The organism is Bacteroides sp. 519 (assembly GCF_010500955.1).
Classification (GTDB): domain Bacteria; phylum Bacteroidota; class Bacteroidia; order Bacteroidales; family Bacteroidaceae; genus Bacteroides.
Window position 1 is genome coordinate 312,370 of the sequence record NZ_QVMJ01000003.1, and the last position, 25,521, is coordinate 337,890.

Annotated in this window: 16 protein-coding genes and 1 tRNA gene; 2 read left to right on the plus strand and 15 right to left on the minus strand. The window is 41.2% G+C overall.

The features are described from left to right. Positions 1–5: 5 nt before the first annotated feature. Entirely contained in the window at positions 6–734 is a 729-nt protein-coding gene (gene recO, locus D0T85_RS04325) for a DNA repair protein RecO (RefSeq protein ID WP_163210606.1), read from the plus strand. Here recO and D0T85_RS04330 read toward each other — a convergent pair. The 13 genes from D0T85_RS04330 to D0T85_RS04390 all read right to left on the minus strand — a co-directional run bounded on the left by D0T85_RS04330 (position 731) and on the right by D0T85_RS04390 (position 19,683). Next, positions 731–3,415, minus strand: coding sequence for a S9 family peptidase (locus D0T85_RS04330; protein ID WP_163210608.1), 2,685 nt, complete (start codon positions 3,413–3,415; stop codon positions 731–733). The two genes, recO and D0T85_RS04330, sit on opposite strands and share 4 nt — an antisense overlap. Before the next feature lie 656 nt (positions 3,416–4,071). Next, positions 4,072–7,065, minus strand: a complete 2,994-nt coding sequence (locus D0T85_RS04335) for a BACON domain-containing protein (RefSeq protein WP_163210610.1) — start codon at positions 7,063–7,065, stop codon at positions 4,072–4,074. Positions 7,066–7,084: 19 nt separating this feature from the next. Beyond that, a complete protein-coding gene (locus D0T85_RS04340) occupies positions 7,085–8,125 on the minus strand; it encodes a fimbrial protein (protein WP_163210612.1) in 1,041 nt (346 codons plus the stop codon). Positions 8,126–8,154: 29 nt separating this feature from the next. Continuing rightward, positions 8,155–9,105 (minus strand): FimB/Mfa2 family fimbrial subunit, encoded by a 951-nt coding sequence (locus tag D0T85_RS04345; protein WP_163210614.1) that lies wholly within the window; start codon positions 9,103–9,105, stop codon positions 8,155–8,157. Between the two features lie 112 nt (positions 9,106–9,217). Further along, positions 9,218–10,621 (minus strand): Mfa1 family fimbria major subunit, encoded by a 1,404-nt coding sequence (locus D0T85_RS04350; protein ID WP_163210616.1) that lies wholly within the window; start codon positions 10,619–10,621, stop codon positions 9,218–9,220. A gap of 72 nt (positions 10,622–10,693) precedes the next feature. After that, on the minus strand, positions 10,694–12,346 hold the full coding sequence (locus tag D0T85_RS04355) for a hypothetical protein (RefSeq protein WP_163210618.1): 1,653 nt from the start codon (positions 12,344–12,346) through the stop codon (positions 10,694–10,696). 52 nt (positions 12,347–12,398) lie between these two features. Beyond that, on the minus strand, positions 12,399–13,922 hold the full coding sequence (locus D0T85_RS04360) for a DUF3868 domain-containing protein (protein WP_163210620.1): 1,524 nt from the start codon (positions 13,920–13,922) through the stop codon (positions 12,399–12,401). Positions 13,923–14,025: 103 nt separating this feature from the next. Further along, positions 14,026–14,631, minus strand: coding sequence for a DUF3575 domain-containing protein (locus D0T85_RS04365; protein ID WP_163210621.1), 606 nt, complete (start codon positions 14,629–14,631; stop codon positions 14,026–14,028). Positions 14,632–15,481: 850 nt separating this feature from the next. Then, a complete protein-coding gene (locus D0T85_RS04370; RefSeq protein WP_239060635.1) occupies positions 15,482–16,345 on the minus strand; it encodes a transposase in 864 nt (287 codons plus the stop codon). 109 nt (positions 16,346–16,454) lie between these two features. Further along, entirely contained in the window at positions 16,455–16,805 is a 351-nt protein-coding gene (locus tag D0T85_RS04375) for a transposase family protein (protein WP_163210622.1), read from the minus strand. Positions 16,806–17,069: 264 nt separating this feature from the next. Continuing rightward, entirely contained in the window at positions 17,070–17,324 is a 255-nt protein-coding gene (gene rpsT, locus D0T85_RS04380) for a 30S ribosomal protein S20 (protein WP_163210623.1), read from the minus strand. Between the two features lie 40 nt (positions 17,325–17,364). After that, positions 17,365–17,436: transfer RNA gene (locus tag D0T85_RS04385), tRNA-Glu, on the minus strand. Between the two features lie 933 nt (positions 17,437–18,369). Then, entirely contained in the window at positions 18,370–19,683 is a 1,314-nt protein-coding gene (locus tag D0T85_RS04390; RefSeq protein ID WP_163210624.1) for an acyloxyacyl hydrolase, read from the minus strand. A gap of 208 nt (positions 19,684–19,891) precedes the next feature. On the opposite strand from D0T85_RS04390, the gene D0T85_RS04395 reads away from it, so the two are divergent. Next, the gene (locus tag D0T85_RS04395) at positions 19,892–22,813 is read left to right on the plus strand and encodes a pitrilysin family protein (RefSeq protein ID WP_163210625.1); all 2,922 of its coding nucleotides are present in this window, start codon (positions 19,892–19,894) and stop codon (positions 22,811–22,813) included. 247 nt (positions 22,814–23,060) lie between these two features. On the opposite strand, the gene D0T85_RS04400 is transcribed toward D0T85_RS04395, so the two are convergent. After that, positions 23,061–24,542 (minus strand): family 16 glycosylhydrolase, encoded by a 1,482-nt coding sequence (locus tag D0T85_RS04400; protein ID WP_163210626.1) that lies wholly within the window; start codon positions 24,540–24,542, stop codon positions 23,061–23,063. Positions 24,543–24,604: 62 nt separating this feature from the next. Next, positions 24,605–25,501, minus strand: coding sequence for a discoidin domain-containing protein (locus D0T85_RS04405; RefSeq protein ID WP_163210627.1), 897 nt, complete (start codon positions 25,499–25,501; stop codon positions 24,605–24,607). Between the last annotated feature and the right edge of the window lie 20 nt (positions 25,502–25,521).

Consider the following 25,521-nt stretch of genomic DNA (forward strand, 5'->3'; position numbering starts at 1 on the left):
GAACAATGTTACAAAAAGTCACTGGAATTGTGCTTCATGTGTTGAAGTATAACGACACCAGCAATATAGCCGATATTTATACGGAGCAGTTTGGACGTGCTTCTTTCCTTGTTTCCGCATCGCGGTCGAAGAAAGCATCGGCCAAGCCGGCACTGTTTCAGCCATTGGCATTTATTGAGTTCGAAGCAAACATACGTCCCGGTGCAAATATGTATCGTATAAAAGAGGCAAAGTCGGTTTATCCGTTCTATAACATACCTTACGATCCTTATAAATCGACAATTGCCTTGTTTCTGGCCGAATTCCTCTACAGGGCGGTGAAAGAAGAGTCGGAAAACAAACCTTTGTTTTCTTATTTGCAGCACTCCATCACTTGGTTAGATACCTGCGAAGCTGGTTTTGCCAATTTTCATCTGGTATTCCTAATGAGGCTATCCCGCTTTCTGGGATTGTATCCAAACCTGGACGATTATACCAAAGGAGATTACTTCGATTTACAGAATGCTTGCTTTACTTCGCTCAAACCGCTGATTCATTCGCATTATATTAAGGGAGAAGAGGCATACCGTTTTACCCAACTGATGCGTATGAATTACAACACCATGCATCTGTTTGCCATGACCCGAACGGATCGCGCCCGGTGCCTGGAGATAATAAACGATTATTATCAGTTACATATCCCGGGGTTTGGCGAGCTTAAATCGCTGGGGGTATTGCAGGCGTTGTTTGATTAATACCCCAACTCAAACTCCTGATCCACCGCCGGAACTCCTTCCTCCATCCATTTGGGCATTGGTTCTCCTTTCAAATAATGGTTAAAGAACTGGAACATCCGCTGCTGAAAATCAATACGGTTTGCCATCTTCATGGGCCAATGAATCTCTCCGGTATAATTCAACAGCCATGCGGGTTTACCCAAACGTTTTAAAGCATTAAAGTATTCAATTCCCTGATACCAAGGCACATGACCATCCTGATCGTTGTGCATAATCAAGATAGGAGTTTCTACCTTATCCATGGTAAACAACGGAGAGTTTTCGAAATACCGCAACGGAGCATTCCATGGGGTATCTCCTACCCTGCTTTGTCCGATCTCATACTGATACATCCTGCTCCGGCCTGTTCCCCAACGTATGCCGCCATAGGCGCTGAACATGTTTACTACCGGGGCACCCGATTCTATCGCAGCAAAAAGATTGGTTCGTGTAGCCAGGTAAGCAACCTGATAGCCTCCCCAACTATGACCCTGTGCACCTATTGCCTTTTCGTCGACATAACCTTCCGAAACAATTTTGGCTATACCGGGCATTACGCAATTGAAACAACTTTCGCCCGGATAACCCGTTTTATAGTAAACCTCCGGATTAAATACCACGTAGCCGTTGCTCAGATAAAAGTGATAATCAACAGTTGAGCGGTGAGGCTCGGGCATGCGATAACTGTATAAGTTTTCGGCGCTTCTTTCATAAAAGTTCACAATCATTGGATACTTACGGGACGGATCAAAGTTTGAAGGTTTATACAGCAAGCCTTCAACCGGAACACCATCTAAAGACAACCACGATACGAGTTCTGCTGTACCATCGAGCAATCCTTCGCTTTGCTTTGCACCATCTGTTAGCTTTACCGGTTTCTTGAAATGAATATCCGTAAAATGAATATCCGGATACTGATTAAATGTTTCGCGGGTAAAGATTAGTTTATCGGCCTGTTTGGCTTTGGCAAGTCCTTTCAGCATAAAGTTACCAGCCAATAATGCTTTGGGAGTAGTAAACTTCCAACTGTAATATCCTGTTCCTTTGGTGGTTGCATTAAAGCCTCTCAATATATACGCTTTACGGCTATCAATAAATTTTTCGTCTTTATCCAGACTCACCAGGCGATAAGCTGTTGTGGTTTGCCGCCCGTTTTTTGTGAGGTTAATACCGGGAGAGGCTCCTGTTGGGTCAATCTGCCAGATATCGTACCGATCGTATAACAATACATACTTATCATCTTCCGTCCATCCGGCAGTACCATAAGCCGAAGGGATTCCTGGTGTATCGGTTTCTTCATCCCATGCAACAAAGGTTTCGGGAGTGGTTATGCGAACTTTCTTTCCATTGTTCAGATTTATACTATACCAACTACTATCGTTCCGGGCATACCACCAAGCATATTTACCTTGTGGCGAAATACGCAAGTATTCTTGTGTTTCTTTTATCAGTGGTTTCTTTTCTCCGGTTTTAAGCGAAACAGTATAATAATCTTTTCGCTCACTACCCTCCCACATAGAAACAACGGGATAAGGCAATGAGGTCGACAGCAGTGCTATTTCATTATTGCCTTCGCTCCCAAGGGTTATATTAGGATATTCGGGCGTAGCCAATTGCAGCGTTGTTTTTTCCAACAAGTTGTACAAGGCGAGATATGTTTTTTTCAGATCTTCTTTCTTATCATGATGCTGCACTGTATATGGTGTATGCTCGTTCCAGTTCCACACTTGCACCAGTGGACGGTACTCTTCGAGCTGGGTGGTGTCTTTTTGTTTCGGCCGGGGGGCTGTACCAAACAAAAGTCTTTCTCCGTTTTCGGAAAAGGAGATCTTGCCATTCTCGCTTATCACCCAGTTTGGCAAGATGGCTTTGTTTTGCCGGGCAACAACCGGTGTGGCCGGTTTATTATCTTCGGACAGCCAAACAGCATGTGCCACATGTGTAGAGTCTTTAGACTCACAGTAAAGAAATGCAAGTTTAGTACCCTCATTATCAAAAGCAATCTGTTTAAACACACCCGAACCTTCTTTTATTAAATTTGCACTTACAGAGGTGCCGGGAGTTAATGTATACAGTCCGGCCTTTGTATGGAGCGTATCGCCGGATGTAACATAGTAAAGCACATTGTTCTTATCCGAAAACCTGTATTGTTTTACTGCCGGATATTGAATTTCTTTATCACCATTAAGTAAACGCACATACAATGTAGAGTCTTTCCGCCCTTTTTGATATGCAATCCAATCGCCCTCGGCTGCTAGTTTATAGTTCTTAAGAGAGTCGATTATTTCTTCTTTCCCCGACGAATGCCGGATGATAAGTTTATTCATTGGCATATCTTTTCCCTTTGTTTTTTTGAGCTTCAACGAATCGAGCTGTGTTTTAGGGCATGTTTGGGTTACAATAAAATAGTGTGAGGATGATGAGAATTCCATATTCAAGGCGTAGGGATATTCGCTTACCTTTCCTTGTTGATTAAAGAGTTGAACCGAGGCATCGCCCACCCATGGTTCCATTTTACATGCCACCCACTTGCCATCATCGGATATTTTCTGAGTGGTAATTCGTTTCCAGTTACTCAAATCGTCGAGGGTTATGCTGCGTTGGGCTAAAACATATCCGGAAATTGTTAATATAAACAGAACAAGGAGCAGTTTTTTCATGGTTATTTAAATTAAAAAGTAGACTTTACCCACAAAGTTAATAAAAAAGTGGAGTATAATAATTACTTTTGCTCCATGGGTTGGAGATGGGAAAGAAAATATGGTAAATACTACACCTTTTGGCAAACTGCGGGGCCAGTGATTATAATGCTGATTTTAATCTTTGTGTTTTTCTTTGTGGCGTATTATTTCTGGGGATGATCTAATAATGGCCGTTGGCCTCCACATCTAGGATCAAGTTGAAATCTTTGTTGGTGATCCCATTATAAATTGTTCTTTCGAAGAACTGGAAGAAAACGTAAGAACGTATTATGCTAATTATCAAACAAGACTAAAAGAAAAGGAAGAGCAAAAAAAGGAATGATCCGCATGGTGTAGATAATGGTTTAGATCCGAGATAGGGCAACCAAAGACCCTGCCACATCTGGCAGGGTCACTTTAATAAAAACTTTTGTTCGGCCACCAAACCATATATAACTAAATAAGCACATTTATACCGCAAATTTAGCAAATATTTGTGACCCGGTAATGATTATCTCTTAATACCTTTATTTTTCTCGCTACGCTGTCATACAAAAAAAAGCAAGAGGCAACCTTAGTATAGATGCCCCTTGCTAAATTATTTAGAGTCTTTAAAGACAGTGCAAAATCAAATATCAATCGGCTCTAACACAGAATCTGTTTCCAGCTCTAGTACCAGGATTAATAAGACTTATTTTAAATTTTTGAGAAGAATCGTCTCCGTTATTACCATTTACATATTGAACTTTACTACCTGAGTAATCACCAAGTTGGAAAGCCATATAACGATAGTTACCTTCGCCTAAAAGTGGTAGTAATTTCACGCAATCTGTTGAAGTTGCCATACGCCAATTGTATCCTCCATTTGTTGCATTATCACAATATTCTTTGCACTCATTGTATGTAGCTACTAGTGAAGTTGAGTAAAGTACTGTTAGGTCTCCTATAGCAGTAATACCTGTAGGAAAGTTAGATGTTCCATCATTTAACTGCTTTACGGAAACTTGTACACTAGATTCTACCCAGTCTGATCCGTCTAAATAGTAAATACGAAGGGCTATAGTACGAGATGTTACATTTGTGGAATAATTGTACCATAGTGGTATTTGAATATCAAGTGTAACCTCCTCAAGACCAGACACTTTTTTTTCTGTACTAGTTGCAACTGTTTTGGTACCAGAAATAGCTACGATTTTAACTGTTGCATTACTTTTTACTTTCCAGGAAAGTGCCTTGCCAAGATGATCAATGTCTGTTGTGTTAGGTGCTACTACAGAAGTTATACTCAACGGATTTGTACGCTTCAAAGTGATAGTCTTACTATCTTCATTACCACTAACATTGTTTACTGTAGCCAAAGTTAAAGTTGCAGTGGTTGTTCCGAATTTTTCGTTGGCAGATGAGGTTTGGGGCGTAAATGTTATTGATTTTGATGCCGGATTCAAAGGGGTTCCTCCTGTTTGCGCTGTGTTAACTATTGGAGAAGCTACTGATATAACGTTATCATAATTCGTGCCCTTTGTAAACTTCCACTTTCCGTTTACTTTAAACGTCAATGTTTTATTTGCATTCGAGCTTCCAAAATCAATGGTTGTTGCACTAATATTGATAAACTTAGGTTTCTCATAACCCTGATTTATCAGGATATTCTTTTTAAATGCCGGCGAGGTCGATACTGCTTCAATTGTAGCAGTTCGCAGTGCAAAAGTGTTATTAGCCGTTAAAGTGAAAGTATACTCCATCTCATCACCGGCACCTTGCACATCGGTTTCCAATTCAGAAAGTATATCATCGACATCTTCTTTAACAATCATTGCCCAGTTTTCCAATGTTGTGGTTACCTTGAATTTCAATCCCGGACCACCTGCCGCAGGATACAAGTCTTCCAGTAAAGCAATGAAGTCAATATCACTGGCCAATTGTCTGATTGACAAATTGCGACTAACCATCACTTTTCCATCCGCATCGGTAATATATACAGTAATCACTCCTGTTCGTGTAGAAGTTCCTCCTGTATATGCAGGTGGCTGTATGGTGTAGGTTTCAGCCCATGAATCCGAACTTTTGGGAATTAAAGGCCATGAAAGGTAGTTATTGGCTATCCAATCGCCTCCAATATAACTAAAATTACGGGTTGCATTTACCGGATAAGTAGTAATCTTAACCTCTTGTCCGGGTGTACCACCACCATAAAAGGTCAGCTCGTCTGGTGTTATGGTTATATCTAATGCAGTTAGGTTAGGTTGTTCTACATCAATTCTTTTTTTCAGCTTTCCGGCTTTAATGAAGAAGTACCCCACCCTGTCTTCATCGTTTGGATCTACGATTGCTGGAGCTGAAACTTCTATTACATGACTTTGTTTGGCTGTTCCTTCATTGGGAGTTACGGTTAACCAGCCTTCATATGCCTGTGGAACTTCAATAGTCCATCCGTTGGGATAATCCGTATAAAGTGTTATCTCTCGCCCGGGTGCTGAATCGTCCGACAACAATGTTACACTGCTTTTATTTACAGTTAGCTGGTATTGTCCGTCAAATTGAATATTGTTCATATCTTTGTCATTCCAGGCTTCAATATGTGTATCCATATTAACAGGAGCCGATCTGTAGGCTTGATCTATTTCTCCATAGCCGGCACCTGTAACTTTGGTTATGGTTACATTGTAACTGTGATTACGAAGCATGCTAAGCCAATCTGTTCCCGAAATAAAGTCAAGACGATAGTATGTAACATCTTCCAAGTCGTCATACTTTCCACCCACAATCAAACAAGGACTTAACTCCCAGTCGGGATTTCCATAAGATGCTACATGTTCTGTTTCGAACACATAAATAGTATTCAGACACAATTCAAAATTCGCAATATCCGTATCTGTATAATGCAGAAAACTGTTACTGTTATCTGCATCGGCAGGAATGGTTGGAAATACCAAATCGCCATTTCCATCCTTATCCGGCACAATTGTACCTTTATCATTGTGGTTGCAGAAGTAGATATCTGTCAATTCAAAATTGTCTACCGATTCCCCCAATGATACATTGATTCTTGCCAGCATACGTGTGAGCGAAAACTCTACCGGATTGTTAGATGGTGAGTAATTATCGTCCACCACTTGATCTAGTAATTCTCCCCACATCGGAATTGAATTGCTTTCGTTTGTACCATCAACTACCCATTTGTCTGCTTTCTCAACTTGAAGTGCGGCCATTATCTCTACACGGGTAGTACCCGGTGCCAAATTTACTCTGTTGGCTGCGTTGGCTACTGCTATCAGGTCGTATGTGTTTCCTTTGGTTAGCTTGGCAGTAAATGTCCAATCTTCTTTTGTTGCATCCAGATTGGTTACGTTGTTACAGATTACTACATCTACTAGTTTGCCATCCGGTTTTTCCGCTGTAATGGGTTCGCATACCAACAAACGGAGTGTTTTAATTGTATTTTCTTCCGCTGTTCCCACGGTACCTCTCGTTCGCACAATTGTTGCCGCTGGCAGTTTCAAGGTGAATGTGGTTTCTCCCCCACTCCTCTTCGGGTTATATACCTCTTCGTTCTGACACGAAACCAACATCGTCATTCCTCCCACTATAAATAGAAGTATATGCATCAGGTTAAAGGTTCTCTTTCTCATTATTGTAGTTTTTTGGTTATTACAGTTCCTGCTCTATCTCTTCATCATTCCAGGAATTCACACTAACATTGAATTCCAATTCTCTATCTGTTGAAATAAACACTTCCATATCGAGGAATGTGTTTCTTGGAAGCGTATAATTTTCTTCATTTTTGTCTATTCGCACAAACGCCTTCAGATGGGGTGCGCCACCAGCCTGTTTTATCACCAATGTAAGCGCCTTATCCGTATCATCAATAGGTGTAAATATGTTTTCGGGCAGAATAATTCGCTCCCATGTCCATGTTTCTATAGCATCATTGTTTAAGTCGGTTCCCAATTCAAATTCCAGTGCTTCATCATTATAATCCACCGGTATTTTATTATCGGCAAAGAGATATGCTTTCTCGGGCACATTATATAAATGAAGAAAATATTTCCCCCCTTCTGCCAACAAAGACGTTTGTTGTTCTTCGGTAATAGTTAGTGTAAGACTTAGTTTTATCCCAATGCGCTCCATTTGAATAGGCCATTTATTGATAGTAGTATTGCCTTCCTGAGGGTCAATCAGTTTGTTCTCTCCCTGAATAGTAATATTCTTCTTTACCGTTACCATGGGGATATCTTTATCTTTATCGAAAGCTGCGCGCGAAAAAGTGACTTGTTCTTTCAAATAATTTAGCGTATTGTTTTGACTTTCGGTTATGTCATCTAGTGTGGCGGTAAGGTCGTCGGCATGTTCATTGGCAATAAAAACAACAGTAAATTTTCCGGTTTTCACAGTAATGTTTCCTTCGTATGTTTCTGTATTTGTATCAGCATCAGGAAAACCATAAGCCTTTTCATTAAAAGCCAGTTTGCCGTCCGAAATCCGGTAACCCATCACCCGAAGCCTGTTGATGTATCTGTCTTTCGCATCTCCCAGCTTAGGATCATCACCGTCTGACCGCGACCCTGTTGCAATGGTAATAATTACATCTTGTCCATCTTCTGTAGAATGAGTTGTATTTTCTTCATTGCAAGCCATCAATAGCAATAGCGGTAACACCATTAAACTTATTAGTCTATATCGTTTCTTCATATTCTTTGTTCTGATATTGTTTTAAACCTTTAATCCAATTCTCCCGGCTGGGGTAAGTAATCCCATCCATTAACAGATACCATCACCCCCATTTCGGTGTCATAAGTAAGCACAATGTCGAACGTAAAGGTGGTGTTGAAATCCACTTCCTTTCCAGAGGCTTGATAGACATTGGTGATGGTTTGTATCAGATCCCTATCAAAAAAGGTTTCGTTTTGTGTGATGTTGTAGAAACGAAACTTCGGACTGCGGTTGTTTTGTAAACGAAGCACTTTTATAGATGTATTCAATTCGCCACTGGCCTCAGTAGCAGTGCGTATATATTGGAAATCGCTTTTCCCTGCGATTATCGAATTGTCAAAAGCATAGTGAGAGTTATTTTCGGTTATTGAAAATCCGAAAACATCTTCCGAAACAGGAAGTCCTTTCACTTTTACATTTATCTGGTAAGTATCGGGAATCATCAGCACTGTGAAGTGATGGTTTCGTCCTGATATAATGGTGGCTGCATGATAAACACCATACAAGAGGTCGGGAATCTCTTTCTCAGTTATTTTGTTTTCCGGATAAGCCAGATAGTATTCGAGGTCTTGCAGCAATGGTTTGCGCACCTCACATTCTTCTATCGAATAGTTTGTTTGGTAAATATCTCCCGGATTTGTCCATACCACAAATTGGTATTCGCCCTCGGGCAGGTTCAAATAGAACTCATAAGGTTCTCCATAAATGTAAGCACCGCCCCGGCACGAGGCAATATAGCGGTTACCGGCGTCAAACACATATACATGTATACTGTCAATGTAGTGTCGACCGTATAAATCAGATCTTGATGCCACATTGGCTTCAAGGTTAAGAGTCAATCGCACATTACCCCTTGAGTCAACGCATGCATCCCGGTCGTCATCCAAGCAAGAGCTAATGCCCAGGGCCAGACCTGTAACAACAACCAACTTCAGAATGATGGAATATATATTTTTCATTGTTTCTTTTTTCGTTATTATCATGCAGATGCAGCATCAAAGGCTGCGAATAGGAAAAGCATAGGCTGCCGCCCTAAGAGCAGGCAGCCTGTTTACGAATTTCAATCAGAAATTACTCAAGAGTTATCTCATTCTTTGCATATGCCCAAGGTTTTACTTCGATGTCAATCATCAAGAAAGTATCTTGTTCAATAACCGGGTCGGTTGGATCGGTTGGGTCAGGATTGTTAGGATCTGTTGGTTTGTTAGGATCTGTTGGTTTATTAGGATTGATTGGCTTTTCAGGCTCATCTTTGTCACCTGGGTAACCACCAAATCCATTGTCACTGCTTACTCCTTTAATCAATAATTCAATGTATTGATTACGATAAACATTCAATTCGTCGCCTACAACACCTTTGTTCAACCATACTCTAAAGTACACATATCCTTTTGCATAAGTATATACATTGAATCCTTCGCCTTTAAATGCAGCAATTGCATTTGCGTCAGCTACCTCACTACACAAATATTGCTCTGTTTTATCTGCATTTTGCACCAAATAGAATGCGTCATCGGTAGTTGTTGCACCTGCTGTCCATTCAACTGCATTGTTAGCAGCATTCATTTTAGCTGTTTTGCTTAAAGTAGCTTGGGTACGTATCATAGCATAAGTAGCTTCGCCTACAAATTTGTTGGCTGGAGCATTTTCACCGATATAGAAGAAATCAGTTGCAGAATTTGTACCTTTAAATGCATCTTTATCATCCGAGAAAGTTCTTACGGCACCCGGAGTAGAGAATACATCATCTACAATTTTTTGAGCAGTAAAGGTTTTTGTAGCATCTTGCATAATAGCAAATTTATCTACAGCCCAAGTAATGGTCACTACTTCGTCATTATCGCCCAATTCAGGAGCCGATGTTGCAATAAATCCATCCTTACTGGCCACCACTTTAGCTACCATACGTTCCAGCTTCACAGATACTTTATTGGCATCAGGAATAGCATCTTTGCTATCAGAAGCTTCTAGTGCTGGTGTGCTTACAGCCGAGAACATAGCAAAGCTATTGTCGGCAGACATATCAGCAACGATGTCTTTAGCTTCGAAAAGAGCACTTTCACTGCTGAAAGTTTTGAAACCATCGGGCAAGTTGGCACCAATATAAACTCTTTTACCACCTGATACAGTTTCAATAGCTTTTTCGTTTTTAAGGGTATATACACCCGATGCCTCTGTAAAGTCGCTTGTTGTAGGATCAGTGGTGATTGCAAACGTGCTGTTGTTTCCATCAGCAGCGCTTCCGTCGTTGTTGAAAACAAATACATATACGTTTGATATGCTGCTTTCTCCGGCAGTTCCAGCTACATCTTCACGTGTGTTGTTCTGGGGTAATTTAATGCTTAATCCCATTTGGGCTTTAGCTCCTTCAATGTTGCCATTGTTTTCAATAGCATCATCGTTGCTACAGCTTGTGAAACCTGCCATTAAAGCAGCGCAAGCCATCATACTTACATACTTAAAATTCATTTTCATTTTTCTTGTTTATTTATTAATTAATAATGGGTTTCCCCGAGTGTTTATATCTTTTTTATGATTTGTAATCTATCATAATTTGTCTAAATATTCACGTAAATTAGATTCCTGTATCATCTTACTTATCTCCGGATCCCTTTCCGCCCTATTTATCTTGCTTGGATCCAGCCTGCAAGCTTCCATTAAATGATCTACCGCAGCTTGATGTTCTTTTAACCGGCAGCACAAAATAGCAGCCAGATAGTGTGTATTCGCAGTTTGAGGCAAAGCAGCCAATGTGTTATAAGCTTTACCGTCATACCCCAGACAGGTCAATGCTACGGCCGTATTGTAATCATCGTAATCATTCAATATGTTCAGGGCACGTTGGTATTCGCGGTTCCTTAGTAATTTCAAAGCATGCATATACTCCGTGCGCTGCTCAACTGTGAACTCTGGGTTGCCAAGTAAATTGCCATCAGCCAGTTCGTCCATCGAAGAGATTACATAACTCAGTGTATCTACACGTTGAACCTTATAGTAACTGCGGTCGGTAGCGGTAATACTTCCACCCAGCGTTAAACGAAGGTTTTTAAGTCCGGCTGTTACCGGATAGCTGCGGGTATAGCGGTACATATAATCTTTATCCAGAGTAATTATTGCATTATAGTGTGCATCCATACGGTAAGGACTGGGCACCATGTAACGGAACATTTCTTCTTGGCGCGAACCTTTTACTTCGTTAGCAGCTATCTTCTGATGCAAAACAAAACCTTCGGCTATTTGCAGCGAATCACGTTCTTGTGGTAAAAGCGGTTCCAGATCTTCAGGTGTAATGCCTTTGCGATAGAACTCGCGATACTTGGCCGGAACAGCATTCAGGGTTATCTGCCTACGACCAGGGGCCGTATCAATAAGCTTCTTGCGTTCGGAACGGTACTTATGCCCCAGTCGTGAGGTATCGGCACGCATGGCCAGTTGACGCGAAAAAGCTGTTTGGTATTTCATGTCATGGCTGATTAACTTACGCCGTAATACTTCGGCTTGTTTGATGTTATAAGCATCGTATTCGGCCTGCTGCGTGTTTCGCCAGTCGCGATACTCTTGCATCAAGGCCCATTTGTTATAGTACTGGTCAAGTTCTGTTTGGCGACGCCTGCCTAGTTCACGGTTCACCCCACGGTGATCAACAAAAGCAGAATCATAAGCTGAGGGGTCAATAATACCACTCAGGTATTCTTCAAAGCGTTCGTAATCTTGTTTTTGTAGCTCAATAAAGTTTTTTCCACGCAATACTACGTCTTCCAGTTTTACCAGAGAGTCGTTGTGCAAAAGCTCCGGAGTAAGTGTAACTTGAAAGTCGTCCGATAAGTAAGCTTGGGGTACCCGAATCACAAAGTCAATGGTTACCTGCCCTTCTCTTACCGGGGCAAAGCGAGCACGCGAGGTAACTGTTACCTGCGAAAGTGTGTACACTTTGTTGGTATCTAAACGGGCTTCGTCTTCCTGAGCGGCTTCGGCATTGGTTAGTTGAGGTTCGGTTGTATAATTTACCTGCTCGGCCAGTACCATTGGTCCCTGCTGTCTATTAGCCTGCCCCGGCTGGTCACTGGGATGAGTGATGGCAATGTGGCTGCGCTCCAGAAACAATCGCTCCGTAAGGTGGCGTTTGTGGGTGCTACCAGTATTGCAAGAGGCAAGGGTTAGTAGAATGCCAAGAATGTATAGTAGTTTGTTCTCTCTCATAAATATAAAAGCAGACGGCAATTGATAATATCTTTTATTCAAAGCGAATTTTTTAACGGTTAGCCCGCTTCAATTCATCTTCTCTTTTCTTCGCCAATTCCTTCAAATTATGCTCAGCCTCGCTCACCCCACCAACTGATGCCTGATTCAACAAACCAGTTGCCTTATCCAACTCACCACGTAACATATAGATGATACCCAGGTTGTTCCAGGCGGCAGGCAGATTATTTGCTTTTTCCAACAGTCTTGCCGCTGTGGCCAGTTCGCCATTCTCAATTAGCAGGGCGGCAGCATTATTCATGGCTACAGGGTCGTTGTCGAAGTACTTCGGAATGGTTTCGATAATAATTTTACGGTATTCGGGCTGATCTTTGCCATATTCCAAAGCTACACTATAGAGTTCTAACTGAGACAGGTTTTCGGGATTGGTACCTACCAGCCGTCGGGCTTCGGTAGTGGTGTAATTACGTACAGAGTAGTCAATCTGGTATTCAACACGACGCAATTCGGGGAATATATCGCGAAGCAGAGTGTTGTAAACCGATAATTGTTTCAACTGCAATTCTTTAGTATCGTAGTCCGATTTGTTGTCAATTATGGCCAAAACACGATCTTTCTGTGCAACAGAACTTTCTTCTATTTTCGTTTTTAGTCCAATCCAGTCTTCGCCAACAGATCGAACTGTAAATATATTCTCACCAAGCATATAACGGTTTTTGATATAATCTTTCAATGCAACAGCACGTTCATGGGCCAGTTTGTCGTTGCTGTTATATTTGCCTTCGGGCGAGGCATAGCCTTCTATAAACAAAGCGGTGATTTGGGCATCCATATCGCCCATTACATCTACCAATGCATCGTTGATTTTACCTAGTTCAACAGGGTTCCGGCGGAAATCAGGAAGGATTACCGAACGTCCGGACTGGAAATCAAGGAAGGCACTTCCCTGACGGTTGCGTACTTTTGCAACATTGGCAGGCGTGGCTAAAGCCACAAGTGGCTGGACTTCATAGGGGGCACGGGGGGCGAGTGTAACCCGATCGCTAAGCTTATAGGTATAACTATTTACCGTGCTACGGCATCCTATCAACTCCTGACGAAGATACAATCCGGACTTATCCATCCAACTTTCGTAGGGCAATGAAACAGCGTAATGCATTTGCTCGTCTGTATATTTTTCGCTATTTACAATCATTTGTGGAGCATCGTAGGTAGAAAGCCAATTATCGCTGGCAATCATAAACCAACGGGCATTGAGTTTAGAACGCTTTTTACTATTCAATTGCACATAAGGAAGGTCAATGATGTGTTTACCGTTGCGAAGTTCGGGGGTAAAATACATGCTCGAACAGTTGGGAACTGCATGGGCCTCGACCTTGATGCTGAAGCAAACAATTAAACTGTCGTTACGCTCCGAAAAATCGGTAGACTCAACCATAACAGAGCCTTTGTAGTTCTGGGCAGAAAGATTGCCACAGGCTATAAAAATGATAAAGGCTATAAAGTAATGAGTTTTGAGTAATGAGTTTTGAGTTACGATGCTGTATGGGTTATTTTTATTTTTCATCTTCTTCATGTTGTTTTTTTATTTGAAACGCAGATTAGTGTGGATTAACGCAGATTATTTTAATTAGATTAACCCGCTTTAATCTGCGTTTCAAAAATCAGTAGCGTCATTTTTACTTCAAAAAATAAATTAAGTTCAACCCAATCTTTGTGGGTCCAACATAGTGAGTAGTGCCCTCGTCGAGCTTAAGGCCGCATTTAGGCGCTTCGAACTTTTCGTAATCAATATACGCATAACCAAAACCAATGGTAAACTCCATCGACCACCGGGGAGAGAGCAACCAGTGATAACCCCACGAAACCCCACCACCGGCAAGCCAGCCTTCGTAACGGTGATGCCTGGTAGCTTTCAAAGGACCAATATTACCTACATTGTACTCGCCATAATGTCCGTGAATGCCCAGAAAATGGCCCGAGAAAGATTCGCAGAGCCAGTAGCGAAGCTCGGGTTGAACAAGAAGATGTTTCCACTTCCGGTTGTTTGAAAAACTAAAAGAATTGTAACTGACTGGTATGTCGAGGGTATAACGTTTGCTGAGTTTGAACTCGACTCCCAGATTCAGACTTAGAACCGCATCATAAAGCAAATTGCTTTTTATGGAAAAATGGGGAATAGGATCGTACAAACGATGGCTATAGCCGGATAACTCTTGCGAACGGACAACCCCCGACGCCAGTGAGAAAACAAGGATGACTATAAATATGGATGAATTACGCATAATACGAAATTTACAAGTTTACGGATTACAAATTAAGAGTGACGAGAGGATTCGATTTTGTTTAACCAAAGTCTATAACTACGATTAAACTGACGAATTGTGCGAGGAAACTCGGTCCGACATTCTCTGCTTACAAGAAGACGGTCAACGACTTTACCAACTTCGCTTAAGATAGAAACCAAAGAGGGTATATCAAGACTGCGGGTTATACGTCCCGAACCGGAAAGATAACCTTGCAAACGCAACTCTTCAGGAGAAGGTGAGGAAGAAACTACATGTCGACTTTGTTTACGACGAGGTGTTTCAATACACAATTTACTTGCGCGGTGAAGCAAGTATACTACATATAAAGTCTTCTGGTCTAACATAATACTTTAGTCGTTAATCATCCGTCTTATCTAAGGAGACGGACATTTTTCTGAAATGCAATAAAACAAAGGCTAGAACAAAATAGAAATAAAACAGAAATGTAATGTGTGCTATTTTAACCGCAAAAAGGAATCAAAGAACAAAAAAACAGAAAGAAAGAAGAATACTTCAGAACAAGTGGAAAACCTATGTAAATATTTAATTAAGGTTAAATATTATAGCTACAAAATAATGAATTTGTAACATATTATATCCCAACAAACACCTTATTTATAATGAATTTGAGTGATAATATACGTTTTTGTTACTGTGTTAAAAAAGCGGCAACCCGAAAAAAACAGACTCCATATTGCATAGTTAAACCAATAGTTGTACATTTGCATCATGAACACAGTCCGTCTCCTTAGATAAGACGGACATGTAGCATAGAAAACCCACACGCATTTATTTCTGTAATTACTATAGCTTTTCGGATACCACATCAGTGTATGGAAACCAAACTACCATCGTCGTTTTGAGCATGAATGGATGCGCTATGCCAAAAGACCCGCTTTAACTTTGCATTAAATGATTCCGCTGAGGCGTTTGTTTGCCTACTCACAAAGAAGTTTAATATGGTGTCATAATGATTAGTGAAGGTGTCAATAACAGTATGGAAAGCATTCCCTGCCAACCTACTTACCTTGTCAAACCATTTAGCCAAATTCAGTCTTGCTGCATTCTTACTGCTTTTCTTATTGTAGATATTGGTCAGTTCCATGGCTACATCGTATGCCTGTTTCAATTCCGGATAAAACTCAAAGATGATATCCGCCCTCCATCTCTGTGAGGGTGTCCACTTAGTTTCATGTCTTGTTAGGATGAACCTTGCCCGTGCCAAGAGTTGTTTGCGTGTATCTCCATTAGCATACCGGAAAGGAATATATTGTTTTTTCTCTTCTCTACACTTTTTTATTTCTGCATTCTCCAAATCTCTGGCCATCCAACGGTAAGTTATGCGCAAGTCATCCAGCGCATCGTAATAAAGCTTTTGTACATGAAAACGATCGTTGGTAATGCGTGCCTTAGGGAACACCGAACGAGCTATGAGCATCATAGCAGAGGAAAGATCCAGAGTTATCTCTTCCACTAGCAGGCGTTTGTTTCGGTTAATTTTCTCAAGTACGGCGATTACCGTTTCTGCTTTTGTGCCGTGGACAGCAGCCACAAGAGTACCAGGACCGCCATGTCCGTCTTTGTTGGTCAGAAAAGTGTAGACCTCACCACTACTCAGACAGGTTTCGTCCAAACTTAAATTAGGACCGATGTTTTCAGGAAATAGCAGATATTCAGAGGCATGTGACAATTGATTCCACTGTCGATAATCACTGAAGTGTTCTTTGTATTGACTGCTGAGTAACTTACCATTGACACCATAATGTTCAGCGATACCTTTGATACTTTCGGCAGTACTCTCAATCCTCTTCTTTTAAAAAAACAACGAACTCAGGGGATAATTTAGAGCCGTCTTCAGTCAAGTCATCAAAGTTATAAGTGAATATTTCACCTGTAGAACGATCAACCCATTTACGGCGACGAACATGAAGATAGACACTGCGACCGCGAATCGGAAAGTCTTGTATCGTTTTAGCTTCGGTAAAACCATAAGGACGAACGGTTCCTTTCTTATAGTCCTCACGGGACATATACTCACGCTCATCTAACCAATACTCTAAAGTGGATTCACTCTCACGATAATCTACAAAATTAAAATTGTCGGTGATTACTTCAGGGAAAATACTTCGTAATATCTGATATTGTTTCATGCCCAAAGGTAATAATTGAGAAGCAGATTTGAATGGTTTGCAACCGGGTTTTAGGACTGACCCATTTAAAGTTGACCCCGTTGGGGTCACAATTACAATATAATTTGCCAACGTAGGGCTTTGCCCTACGCTACTGCATAGAGGCCGTTGGCCTCCATATCTAAATTTAACAGCCACTGAGTTCACAGCACCATATACACGAAAAAAGCCAGACCCTAAAGCCTGACTTTAATACTATTCTAAAATTTCAAAAAATTCCTTTTCTTAGCCTAACTTGTTAATGTAGATAGCCAATTTCGACTTCAAGTTATTCGCCTTGTTTTTGTGAATGATATTCACTTTAGCCAACTTGTCTACTTTCTTAACAACAGTTGGATACAAAGCTTCCGCTTCTTTCTTATCAGTAGTAGAACGAAGTTTTCTAACAGCATTTCTCATGGTTTTAGCATAATATCTGTTATGAAGTCTTCTCTTTTCTTCTTGTCTGATTCTTTTTAATGATGATTTATGATTTGCCATTTTCGACTAATCTTTTTTAATTTCGTTATTGTTTTATTTGTAGCCCATAGGGGAGTCGAACCCCTCTTTCAAGAATGAAAATCTTGCGTCCTAACCGATAGACGAATGGGCCAGTTGGTTAAGCATTTCTGCTTGGTTAACCGATGTTATCTCTCGATTGCGGATGCAAATGTATGGACTATTTTTGAATTGACAAAACATTCGGCAAAAATATTTCTGCTTTTTTTCATAACTAAAACTATTTATTGCTGATAATCAAGCAAATAGATAACTAAAAAAAAATATCGCAGCTTTGTGCCTTGCTTCATCAATTTGGTTGAATCAGACTGGTGTTGAATAAAAACACAGAGTCACAGAAACACTGAGCTTTTCCTTGTGCTGAACACGGAGGCTTCGCTTTTGTCGTACAATAACTCTGTGTTCAGCACAAGGAAAGGCTCCGTGTTTCTGTGACTCTGTGTTTTAATTTTAGTTCAACACAGCCTCTAACCGAACCAAAAATGCAGTTCATTTGCCCCTTAAATGCAGTTCATTTACACCTCAAATGCAGTTCATTTAGCATGCAAATGCAGTTCATTTGTAACGCTATATAGCTTCACGCCCTCGGTCTATATAGCTCTGGCCCTTTCGTCTATATAGCTTCGACCTCTCCGTCTATATAGCTTTGACCCCTCGGTCTATATAGCTTCAAATCTTCGATCTACAACTTCGTTTTTATAACTACTACAGCAACAACAGCAGTTTCTTCTTTTTATATTTTCTTCTGATGTTATGTTCTTTTCTGTTCTTTTCTTTTCTGTTGTTATAGCGATACTATATTATTTTTCGCCCGATTGTACATATTCGTCCCACAAAGCAAATACATAACAGGCTGTTTTATAACACAGTGAATGAGCCCGGATGTACAATTATTTAAATTGCCAACAGAGGTTAAAAACAAACGTTTGACTATCAAACGAGTGCAAAACGGATGCAAAAACGAGTGCAAAATGAATGTAAAACGGATGTAAAATGAACACAAAACAAACGGCATTGAACATTTTACTTATCGTCTTAATGCAGGGTATTTATTGTTAAACCGGAAACCAACTCCCAGCATTAAGAAGTTAGGCAGATGAAAATCTTTAAGACTATAACCTATATGCAGGTACGAATTGCGTGTTATTCCAACCTTAAGTGCCAGTATCTGGTACAGGCCTCTCAAGTCGCCACCGTTATGCAATACATTTGCTCCTAAACCTACATTTACGCTAAAATACGGCATAACATACTCACCACGTACCGAAAGCCCCAAAGCTGTTTGAAACCGGATGGGAGGCGTTACAAAATCGGGTTTTCCGCTGTTGGTATAATCTTGGTTATATATATTTGCGCTGCCATCGTAAAAGCCATCTAACGAAACACCGGCACGGAACCTGTATCCAAAATTATACATGGGCGCAAAACAAAATCCGGCAACCGGATAGGCATGTGGCGAAGCTACGTACTCATTATCTATAACAATACCTTTTCGGCGCCATGCACCAAACAGGGCCAAATCGTAACTGATGTGACGCATAAACTCGGGTATGGAAGCCGGATAATGGGTTTGCGCCAGTACATCTTTATGCCTGTTGAAGTTATACACAAAGCCGATTTTAGCACCCGTGGTGTTTAAACCGGCATTGGGATATTTGGTGTTACCGTTAGAGAAATGCGTAAGTGTAACACCTCCTATAAAATCGAAGTACTTGGAGAGCATCCACTTAAAATAGAAATTAACGTTCATATAGGCATTTACCTTAGAGCCGATAACCGTGTTGTAGTAATTTTCGTAATAGTCGTAAGGTTTCCATCTGAACGACAAACCAAAATTCCACTCATAGTTTAATGATACTCGCGAGCCAAGCCGGGCTATGCGTGCACCCTGAAACAAATAAACGCCAATAGGGTTTCCTATTTGCTGGCGCTCGCCAAAAGAGAAATAAGAGATGCCTATCCCCTGGTATGCGCCTTTATAAACACGGTCGCTAATGGAATTTGGTAGTGCTTTGAACGAGTATTTCAGATGTGCCGAGAAAGCATTTCGGATAGGTTTTTTGTCGTAATTATGCCCTTCAAGGAATTCTATAGTAGGGATGATATACTCGGGACGAGTTTCAAAACTCAATTGATGAAGATAGTTTGATTCAAAACGAAAATGGTCGGCAACGCAAATAGAGCTGTGTAAGAAACTTCTGGCCGAAGGAAAAGAAACAACCGAATCGGTTTCGTTTTTGGGCGAAGAATCGATTAATCCTTTCGCACAAATAACACCGGATAAGAAAAGCATTGCTACCAGCAGCGGCAAAATTTTCCACATCTTTATCGCTGATCCCATAATATAATTCAGTCTTGATTGTGAATTTTCTCGAATTAAAGCGTAAATATACAATTTATCTTTTTACGAAAATGCTCACAAAGGTATCTATGTTTAGTTTTTTAGAGCGAGCAAAGCAACAAATAATTTCGTAAATTTCGTACGTTGTTATGAAATATTAACGAAACTATTTTATATATTTGCCAAAATCACTTTAAATATTGATAATATGAAAAGATCCATTCATTTTTGTCTTCTGTTTTTGTTTGCGATAACAGCAACAGGAGTTTATGCAGTAGAAAACCAGAACTACCCGTACGAAACGGTGCCCAACGATCCGCTGAAAGCGCAAATTTACACGCTCAATAATGGACTGAAAGTATATTTAACTGTAAACAAAGAAACACCACGCATACAAACATATATTGCTGTAAGGGTAGGTGGAAAGAACGACCCTGCCCAAAACACCGGATTGGCCCACTACTTTGAACACCTGATGTTTAAAGGAAGCGAAAAGTTTGGTACACAGAGCTATGCCCTCGAAAAACCAATCCTCGACCAAATTGAGCAGATGTTTGAAGTGTACAGAAACACCGAAGACGATAATGAACGGAAAGCCATATACCAGGTAATAGACAGTTTATCTTACGAAGCTTCTAAACTGGCCATCCCCAATGAATATGATAAACTTATGTCGGCCATAGGTGCAAAAGGTACCAACGCCTACACCGGGTTCGACATGACGGTTTATACCGAGGATATTCCTTCTAATCAAATTGATAACTGGGCAAAGATACAGGCCGACAGATTTAAGAATAACGTAATTCGCGGATTCCATACAGAGCTTGAAACAGTTTACGAAGAAAAGAACATGTCGTTAACCCGCGATGCCCGCAAAGTAAACGAGGCAATGTATGCGGCACTCTTCCCACATCATCCTTATGGAACACAAACGGTATTGGGTACACAGGATCATCTGAAAAATCCATCTATCAAAACCATTAAAGAGTATTATCGTACTTGGTATGTACCCAATAACATGGCTATATGCGTGTCGGGCGATTTCGACCCAAACGAAATGATTGCAGTTATCGATAAGTATTTTGGCGATATGAAGCCTAATCTTAACCTGCCTCCGTTGCCGGTAAGAGCCGAAACCCCGCTTACTGCACCTGTTGTACGCGAAGTTCTGGGGCCTGATGCCGAAATGGTTACTATCGGTTGGAAACTACCCGAAGGAGCTGCCAGCCTGGAAACCGAAACATCGACACTGCTGGGACGAATTATGTATAATGGCAAAGCGGGTCTTTTGGATGTTGACCTTAACCAGCAACAAAAAGTATTGAACGCATACGGGTATGCTTATTCTATGGCCGACTATGGCATGTATCTGTTACAAGCCCGCCCAAAGGAAGGACAAACACTTGAGCAGGTAAGAGACTTACTGTTGGCCGAGGTTGAAAAACTGAAATCGGGTAACTTCGACGAGGATATGCTACAGGCCATCATAAACAACTTTAAACTTTATCAGCAACAACAACTAGAGTACAATTCGGTACGTGCCGATATGTTTGTAAGTGCATTTATTAATGGCCGCGACTGGAAAAACGAAGTAACTTCGCTCGATAGAATGTCGAAACTAACAAAGGCCGATATTGTTGCGTTTGCCAATAAACACTTGGGAAACAATTACGCCATTATTTATAAGAAGAAGGGACAAGATCCTAACGAAAAGAAAATAGACAAACCAACAATTACACCTATTGTAATGAATCGCGATGAGGCCAGTGCTTTCTTGAAAGAGATTCAGAACACCAAGGTTACTCCTATCGAACCGGTTTTTATTGATTACAGTAAAGACCTCTCTAAATTGCAAGCTCAATCGGGTATCGAAGTGTTGTACAAGCAAAATGTTACAAACAACGTATTCCAGTTGATGTATGTTTTTGATATGGGAAACAACCACGACAAGGCATTAGGAACCGCATTCCAGTATATGCGTTATCTGGGAACTTCGGACATGAGTCTGGAAGAAATTAACCGCGAATTTTACAAGCTGGCCTGCTCGTTTGGCGTAAGTCCGGGTAGCGAACGCACCTATGTAACACTGTCGGGGCTGAACGAGAATATGCCCAAAGCGCTCGAACTGTTCGAAAAAATAATGGCCGATGCACAAGTAAATGCCGAAGCATACAATAACCTGGTTAACGATATTGTAAAGCAACGCAATGATGCTAAATTAAATCAGTCGCAAAACTTTAGCCGCCTAACCCATTATGCAATGTATGGACCTAAGTCGCCCACTACCAATTTGCTCACTGCACAGGAGCTAAAAGACATGAATCCGCAAGAGTTGGTAAACCGCATTAAAAACCAGAACAGCTATAAACACCGTATAATTTATTACGGCCCATGTAACGAAAAAGATGTTCTTGCCTTAATTAAGAAACATCACAAGGTGCCAAAAAAACTGAAAGATATTCCTAAAGGAGAAGAATTCCCTTATCTGCTCACCAACGAAACCAAGATATATATTGCTCCTTACGAAGCTAAACAGATATATATGTCGCAAATATCGAACAGAGATGAAAAATTCAATCCGGCTATCGAACCTACAAGATATATGTATAACGATTACTTTGGTGGCGGTATGAACTCTATTGTGTTCCAGGAAATGCGCGAATCTCGCGGACTGGCTTACTCGGCATGGGCAGGATTTAGCGGACCTTCCAAGCTCGACAGACCGTATGTGTTCCGTTCGCAGATTGCCACACAAAACGATAAGATGCTTGAAGCCATTGAAACATTCAACGATATTATAAACAACATGCCGCAATCCGAAGCCGCATTTAAGTTGGCACAAGAGGGTATCATCAGCCGGATTCGTACCGAAAGGGTGATAAAGAGCAGCATATTGTGGTCGTACATCTACGATCAGGATCTTGGTCAAACCACAGATGCACGCATCAAAAGGTTTAACGATGTTCCTAATATGACACTACAGGATATTGTGAAGTTCCAGGAAGAATGGATTAAAGGCCGCACATATACATATTGCATCTTGGGAGATGAAAAAGACCTCGACCTTGAAGCATTAAAGAAATATGGTACGATTGTTAAGTTAACAACGGAAGATATTTTTGGGTATTGATACAAAGTAGATGTAGCATAATTAGTTCGTATTATTTATCAATTGCCGTCTGCTTTAGAGACTGTGTGAAAACGTCCTCCTCCGCCCTTTGGGCACCTCCTCCAAAGGAGGATAGCTGCGCTATACGTATCCGCAGGGTATCCTCCTTTGGAGGAGGTGCCCAAAGGGCGGAGGAGGACGTTTTCACACAGTCAACTGAAGCTGACGACAATTGATAAGCAATACGAGCTAACACTTAGTAATCAACCTATTGATAAACCCGTACATAATCTACATAATACTTCAACGGGAGTTCCGATAGAACAGGCTGACCGCCGTTTCCACCCATTGCCAGATTCAAGAAGATTTGCTGGCCAAAATCATCGCCACCATTACCTGCTTCTTTAAACGGATTTCTCCACGAACCGCGCCACCAGTCGCTCAGGCCTCCGGTTCCATTATTTGTTTGGCTGAGGTCTGTTTCGTTCATGAGTTCATCGTCTAAGTAGAGTCTGATAAAATCATCGTCCCAGTCCATACGCCATATATGGTACTTATTACCCCATTCTGCATCCTTGGCTGCGAAGTCGGCTATTGGACGGTTGTACGAATCCCATCGTCCACTCCATCGGGTATCGCTTGCCCAACACACATTGGCGTGGATGCTTTGTTTGCCATTTACATAATAGTACTCCATCAAATCTATTTCGCCGCCCAAAGGCCATTCCCAACACCAGCTATCGTTGCTTCCTCCGGTTGTCCATATAGCAGGCCATGCACCCGATTCGGTTGGAATTTTGGCCCTTACAATCATGGTTCCTTTGCGGAAACGGTAGTTCGAAATGATGCTGCTTGAGGTATATTCGGCATACTCGCGGTTCTTTTTCCAATCGCTGCTGCCAGCCTCATAATTGGGATTATCTACACGTTCGCGTTTCCCAGTAATTACCAATGCTCCGTTTTCGCAAACTCCGTTTTTATTGCTATACCATTGTAGTTCTTCGTTGCGTTGGAAACCTTCTTCAAATCTCCATTTATCGGAATCAGGGGTACCTGTACCGTTGAATTCATCGTGGAATTTCAACACCATACCGTTTTCCAATGTATGATCTTCGGCAATGCCTTCGGTATCAGGATTGTATTCGGGTCCTGTTTTTGATGGTACATATTTTACCTGAAAAAAGAACATCAACGTATTGGTTTTATTGTTTACTGCGTAGGCCGATGGATTGGTTATGCACAGCGGTAATACAAAGTTGGCATCGCTTTGACGTTGTTGTACCAGGTTAATCAACTCGGCAGAGTAAACTATCAGTTCTACGTTTTCCGATTGTTTATCTCCAGCCGGGAGTAGCATTTCGGTCGACGATAAAAGATAGTATTCTTCCGGAAGAAGTTCTGCTCCGGCATATTTTTCATAAACTCCTCCTTGAGGTGCCTTTGCTATTGCTTTGTGCAGTGAATCGGCATTAGCCTTTAAATCTACGGCAATATCCTTTCCTACTGTTCTGTTTTGGTAGAATACCAAATTAAGGTTGTACGAGAAGTTACTTACCTTATCGTCACTTTTTTGCAGGTTGGTAATTACATTGCATTCGGCACCATCCCATAAATTGGCAGCTTGCTTTATGCTCAACAGGTTGAGATCGAGACTACCGTTGTAGCTGAAGTCTTTATCGTCGTCGCAACCGTAAATCCCAATCGTAAAAGCAGCTATGCAGGCCGCTAACCATTTTATATTACTTTTCATTGCTTGTATTAAATTTAGTTTAAATTAAAACTCTGTGCCTCTGTGTCTCTGTGTTCTAAAAATTAATCTAAAGGCACTGTTTCAGGATCATAGATATCAATATCTACATCATAAAACATTAACTCGGAGATGCAGAAATAGCTGGCAGACCCTGACGCTGCAACCACACTGAACCGGAAATGAGTAAAACTTTCTCCCGGCATAAAGTAAGGCGAAGCATACTCGGAACCTGCTTGAGTAGGCATTCCGCTTAGCGTTCCTACAGTAGTCCAGTTATCGCCGTCGTTAGAAACCTGCAAGTCAACAACAGCCGGACGTCCTGACTCTCGCCAAGTGTCGTCTGTACGGTTGATGTATTTAACTGCAAAGTTTTCGTGCGGTTCATCGAAATCAATTTGAATGTATGTGGGGTAAGTAGTACCGCTATTGTGCCAGTTACTTGAAAAGAAACTACCCTTATCGTCATCTATCAGGTTGCTTACTTTACCTTCGCTCGAATCGGCTTGGTCGGTAGATACTTGTAAACCAGTAAGGGGTACCTTTGTTCTGTTCTTCTCGGTGTACGATGCCGGAGCAGCTCCCGATTTTGCTTTCACTTCGGTTACGGCACTGCTCTGGTTTGCAGCATTGAATGTTTGGAAGGCAAAAGAATAGTCACCAAAACGGGCACGTGTGTTTTCAACCAATAGTTGAGTAGCCCCTGTTGAGAAAATCTTGCAAATATCTTTCTTTTCCAACGGATCGTGGTATCTTACCTGCATATAGGCAAAGTCGTTGGGCTGCGCACTCCATGTTAGGTTGATGGCTCCCGGCAACGCTTCCGACTGGATAGCCGAAGCACTGATAGCAACAGGAGCACCAGTTGAACCGTTGTTTTCAAACGGTTCAAGTTTATCGTCACAACTAGTTGAGCCAATAAGTGTAAGTATAATAATAAGGTGTTTTAAGTTCACTTTCATATTCTTAGAATTTAATCATT

Bases quoted from the DNA above. Each gene is read 5' to 3' on its own strand.
- D0T85_RS04400 (WP_163210626.1), bottom strand. From the start codon at position 24,542: ATGAAAAGTAATATAAAATGGTTAGCGGCCTGCATAGCTGCTTTTACG.
- D0T85_RS04340 (WP_163210612.1), bottom strand. From the start codon at position 8,125: ATGAAGAAACGATATAGACTAATAAGTTTAATGGTGTTACCGCTATTG.
- D0T85_RS04390 (WP_163210624.1), bottom strand. From the start codon at position 19,683: ATGGGATCAGCGATAAAGATGTGGAAAATTTTGCCGCTGCTGGTAGCA.
- D0T85_RS04330 (WP_163210608.1), bottom strand. From the start codon at position 3,415: ATGAAAAAACTGCTCCTTGTTCTGTTTATATTAACAATTTCCGGATAT.
- recO (WP_163210606.1), top strand. From the start codon at position 6: ATGTTACAAAAAGTCACTGGAATTGTGCTTCATGTGTTGAAGTATAAC.
- D0T85_RS04365 (WP_163210621.1), bottom strand. From the start codon at position 14,631: ATGCGTAATTCATCCATATTTATAGTCATCCTTGTTTTCTCACTGGCG.
- D0T85_RS04350 (WP_163210616.1), bottom strand. From the start codon at position 10,621: ATGAAAATGAATTTTAAGTATGTAAGTATGATGGCTTGCGCTGCTTTA.
- D0T85_RS04395 (WP_163210625.1), top strand. From the start codon at position 19,892: ATGAAAAGATCCATTCATTTTTGTCTTCTGTTTTTGTTTGCGATAACA.
- rpsT (WP_163210623.1), bottom strand. From the start codon at position 17,324: ATGGCAAATCATAAATCATCATTAAAAAGAATCAGACAAGAAGAAAAG.
- D0T85_RS04355 (WP_163210618.1), bottom strand. From the start codon at position 12,346: ATGAGAGAGAACAAACTACTATACATTCTTGGCATTCTACTAACCCTT.
- D0T85_RS04335 (WP_163210610.1), bottom strand. From the start codon at position 7,065: ATGAGAAAGAGAACCTTTAACCTGATGCATATACTTCTATTTATAGTG.
- D0T85_RS04375 (WP_163210622.1), bottom strand. From the start codon at position 16,805: ATGAAACAATATCAGATATTACGAAGTATTTTCCCTGAAGTAATCACC.
- D0T85_RS04345 (WP_163210614.1), bottom strand. From the start codon at position 9,105: ATGAAAAATATATATTCCATCATTCTGAAGTTGGTTGTTGTTACAGGT.
- D0T85_RS04360 (WP_163210620.1), bottom strand. From the start codon at position 13,922: ATGAAGAAGATGAAAAATAAAAATAACCCATACAGCATCGTAACTCAA.
- D0T85_RS04405 (WP_163210627.1), bottom strand. From the start codon at position 25,501: ATGAAAGTGAACTTAAAACACCTTATTATTATACTTACACTTATTGGC.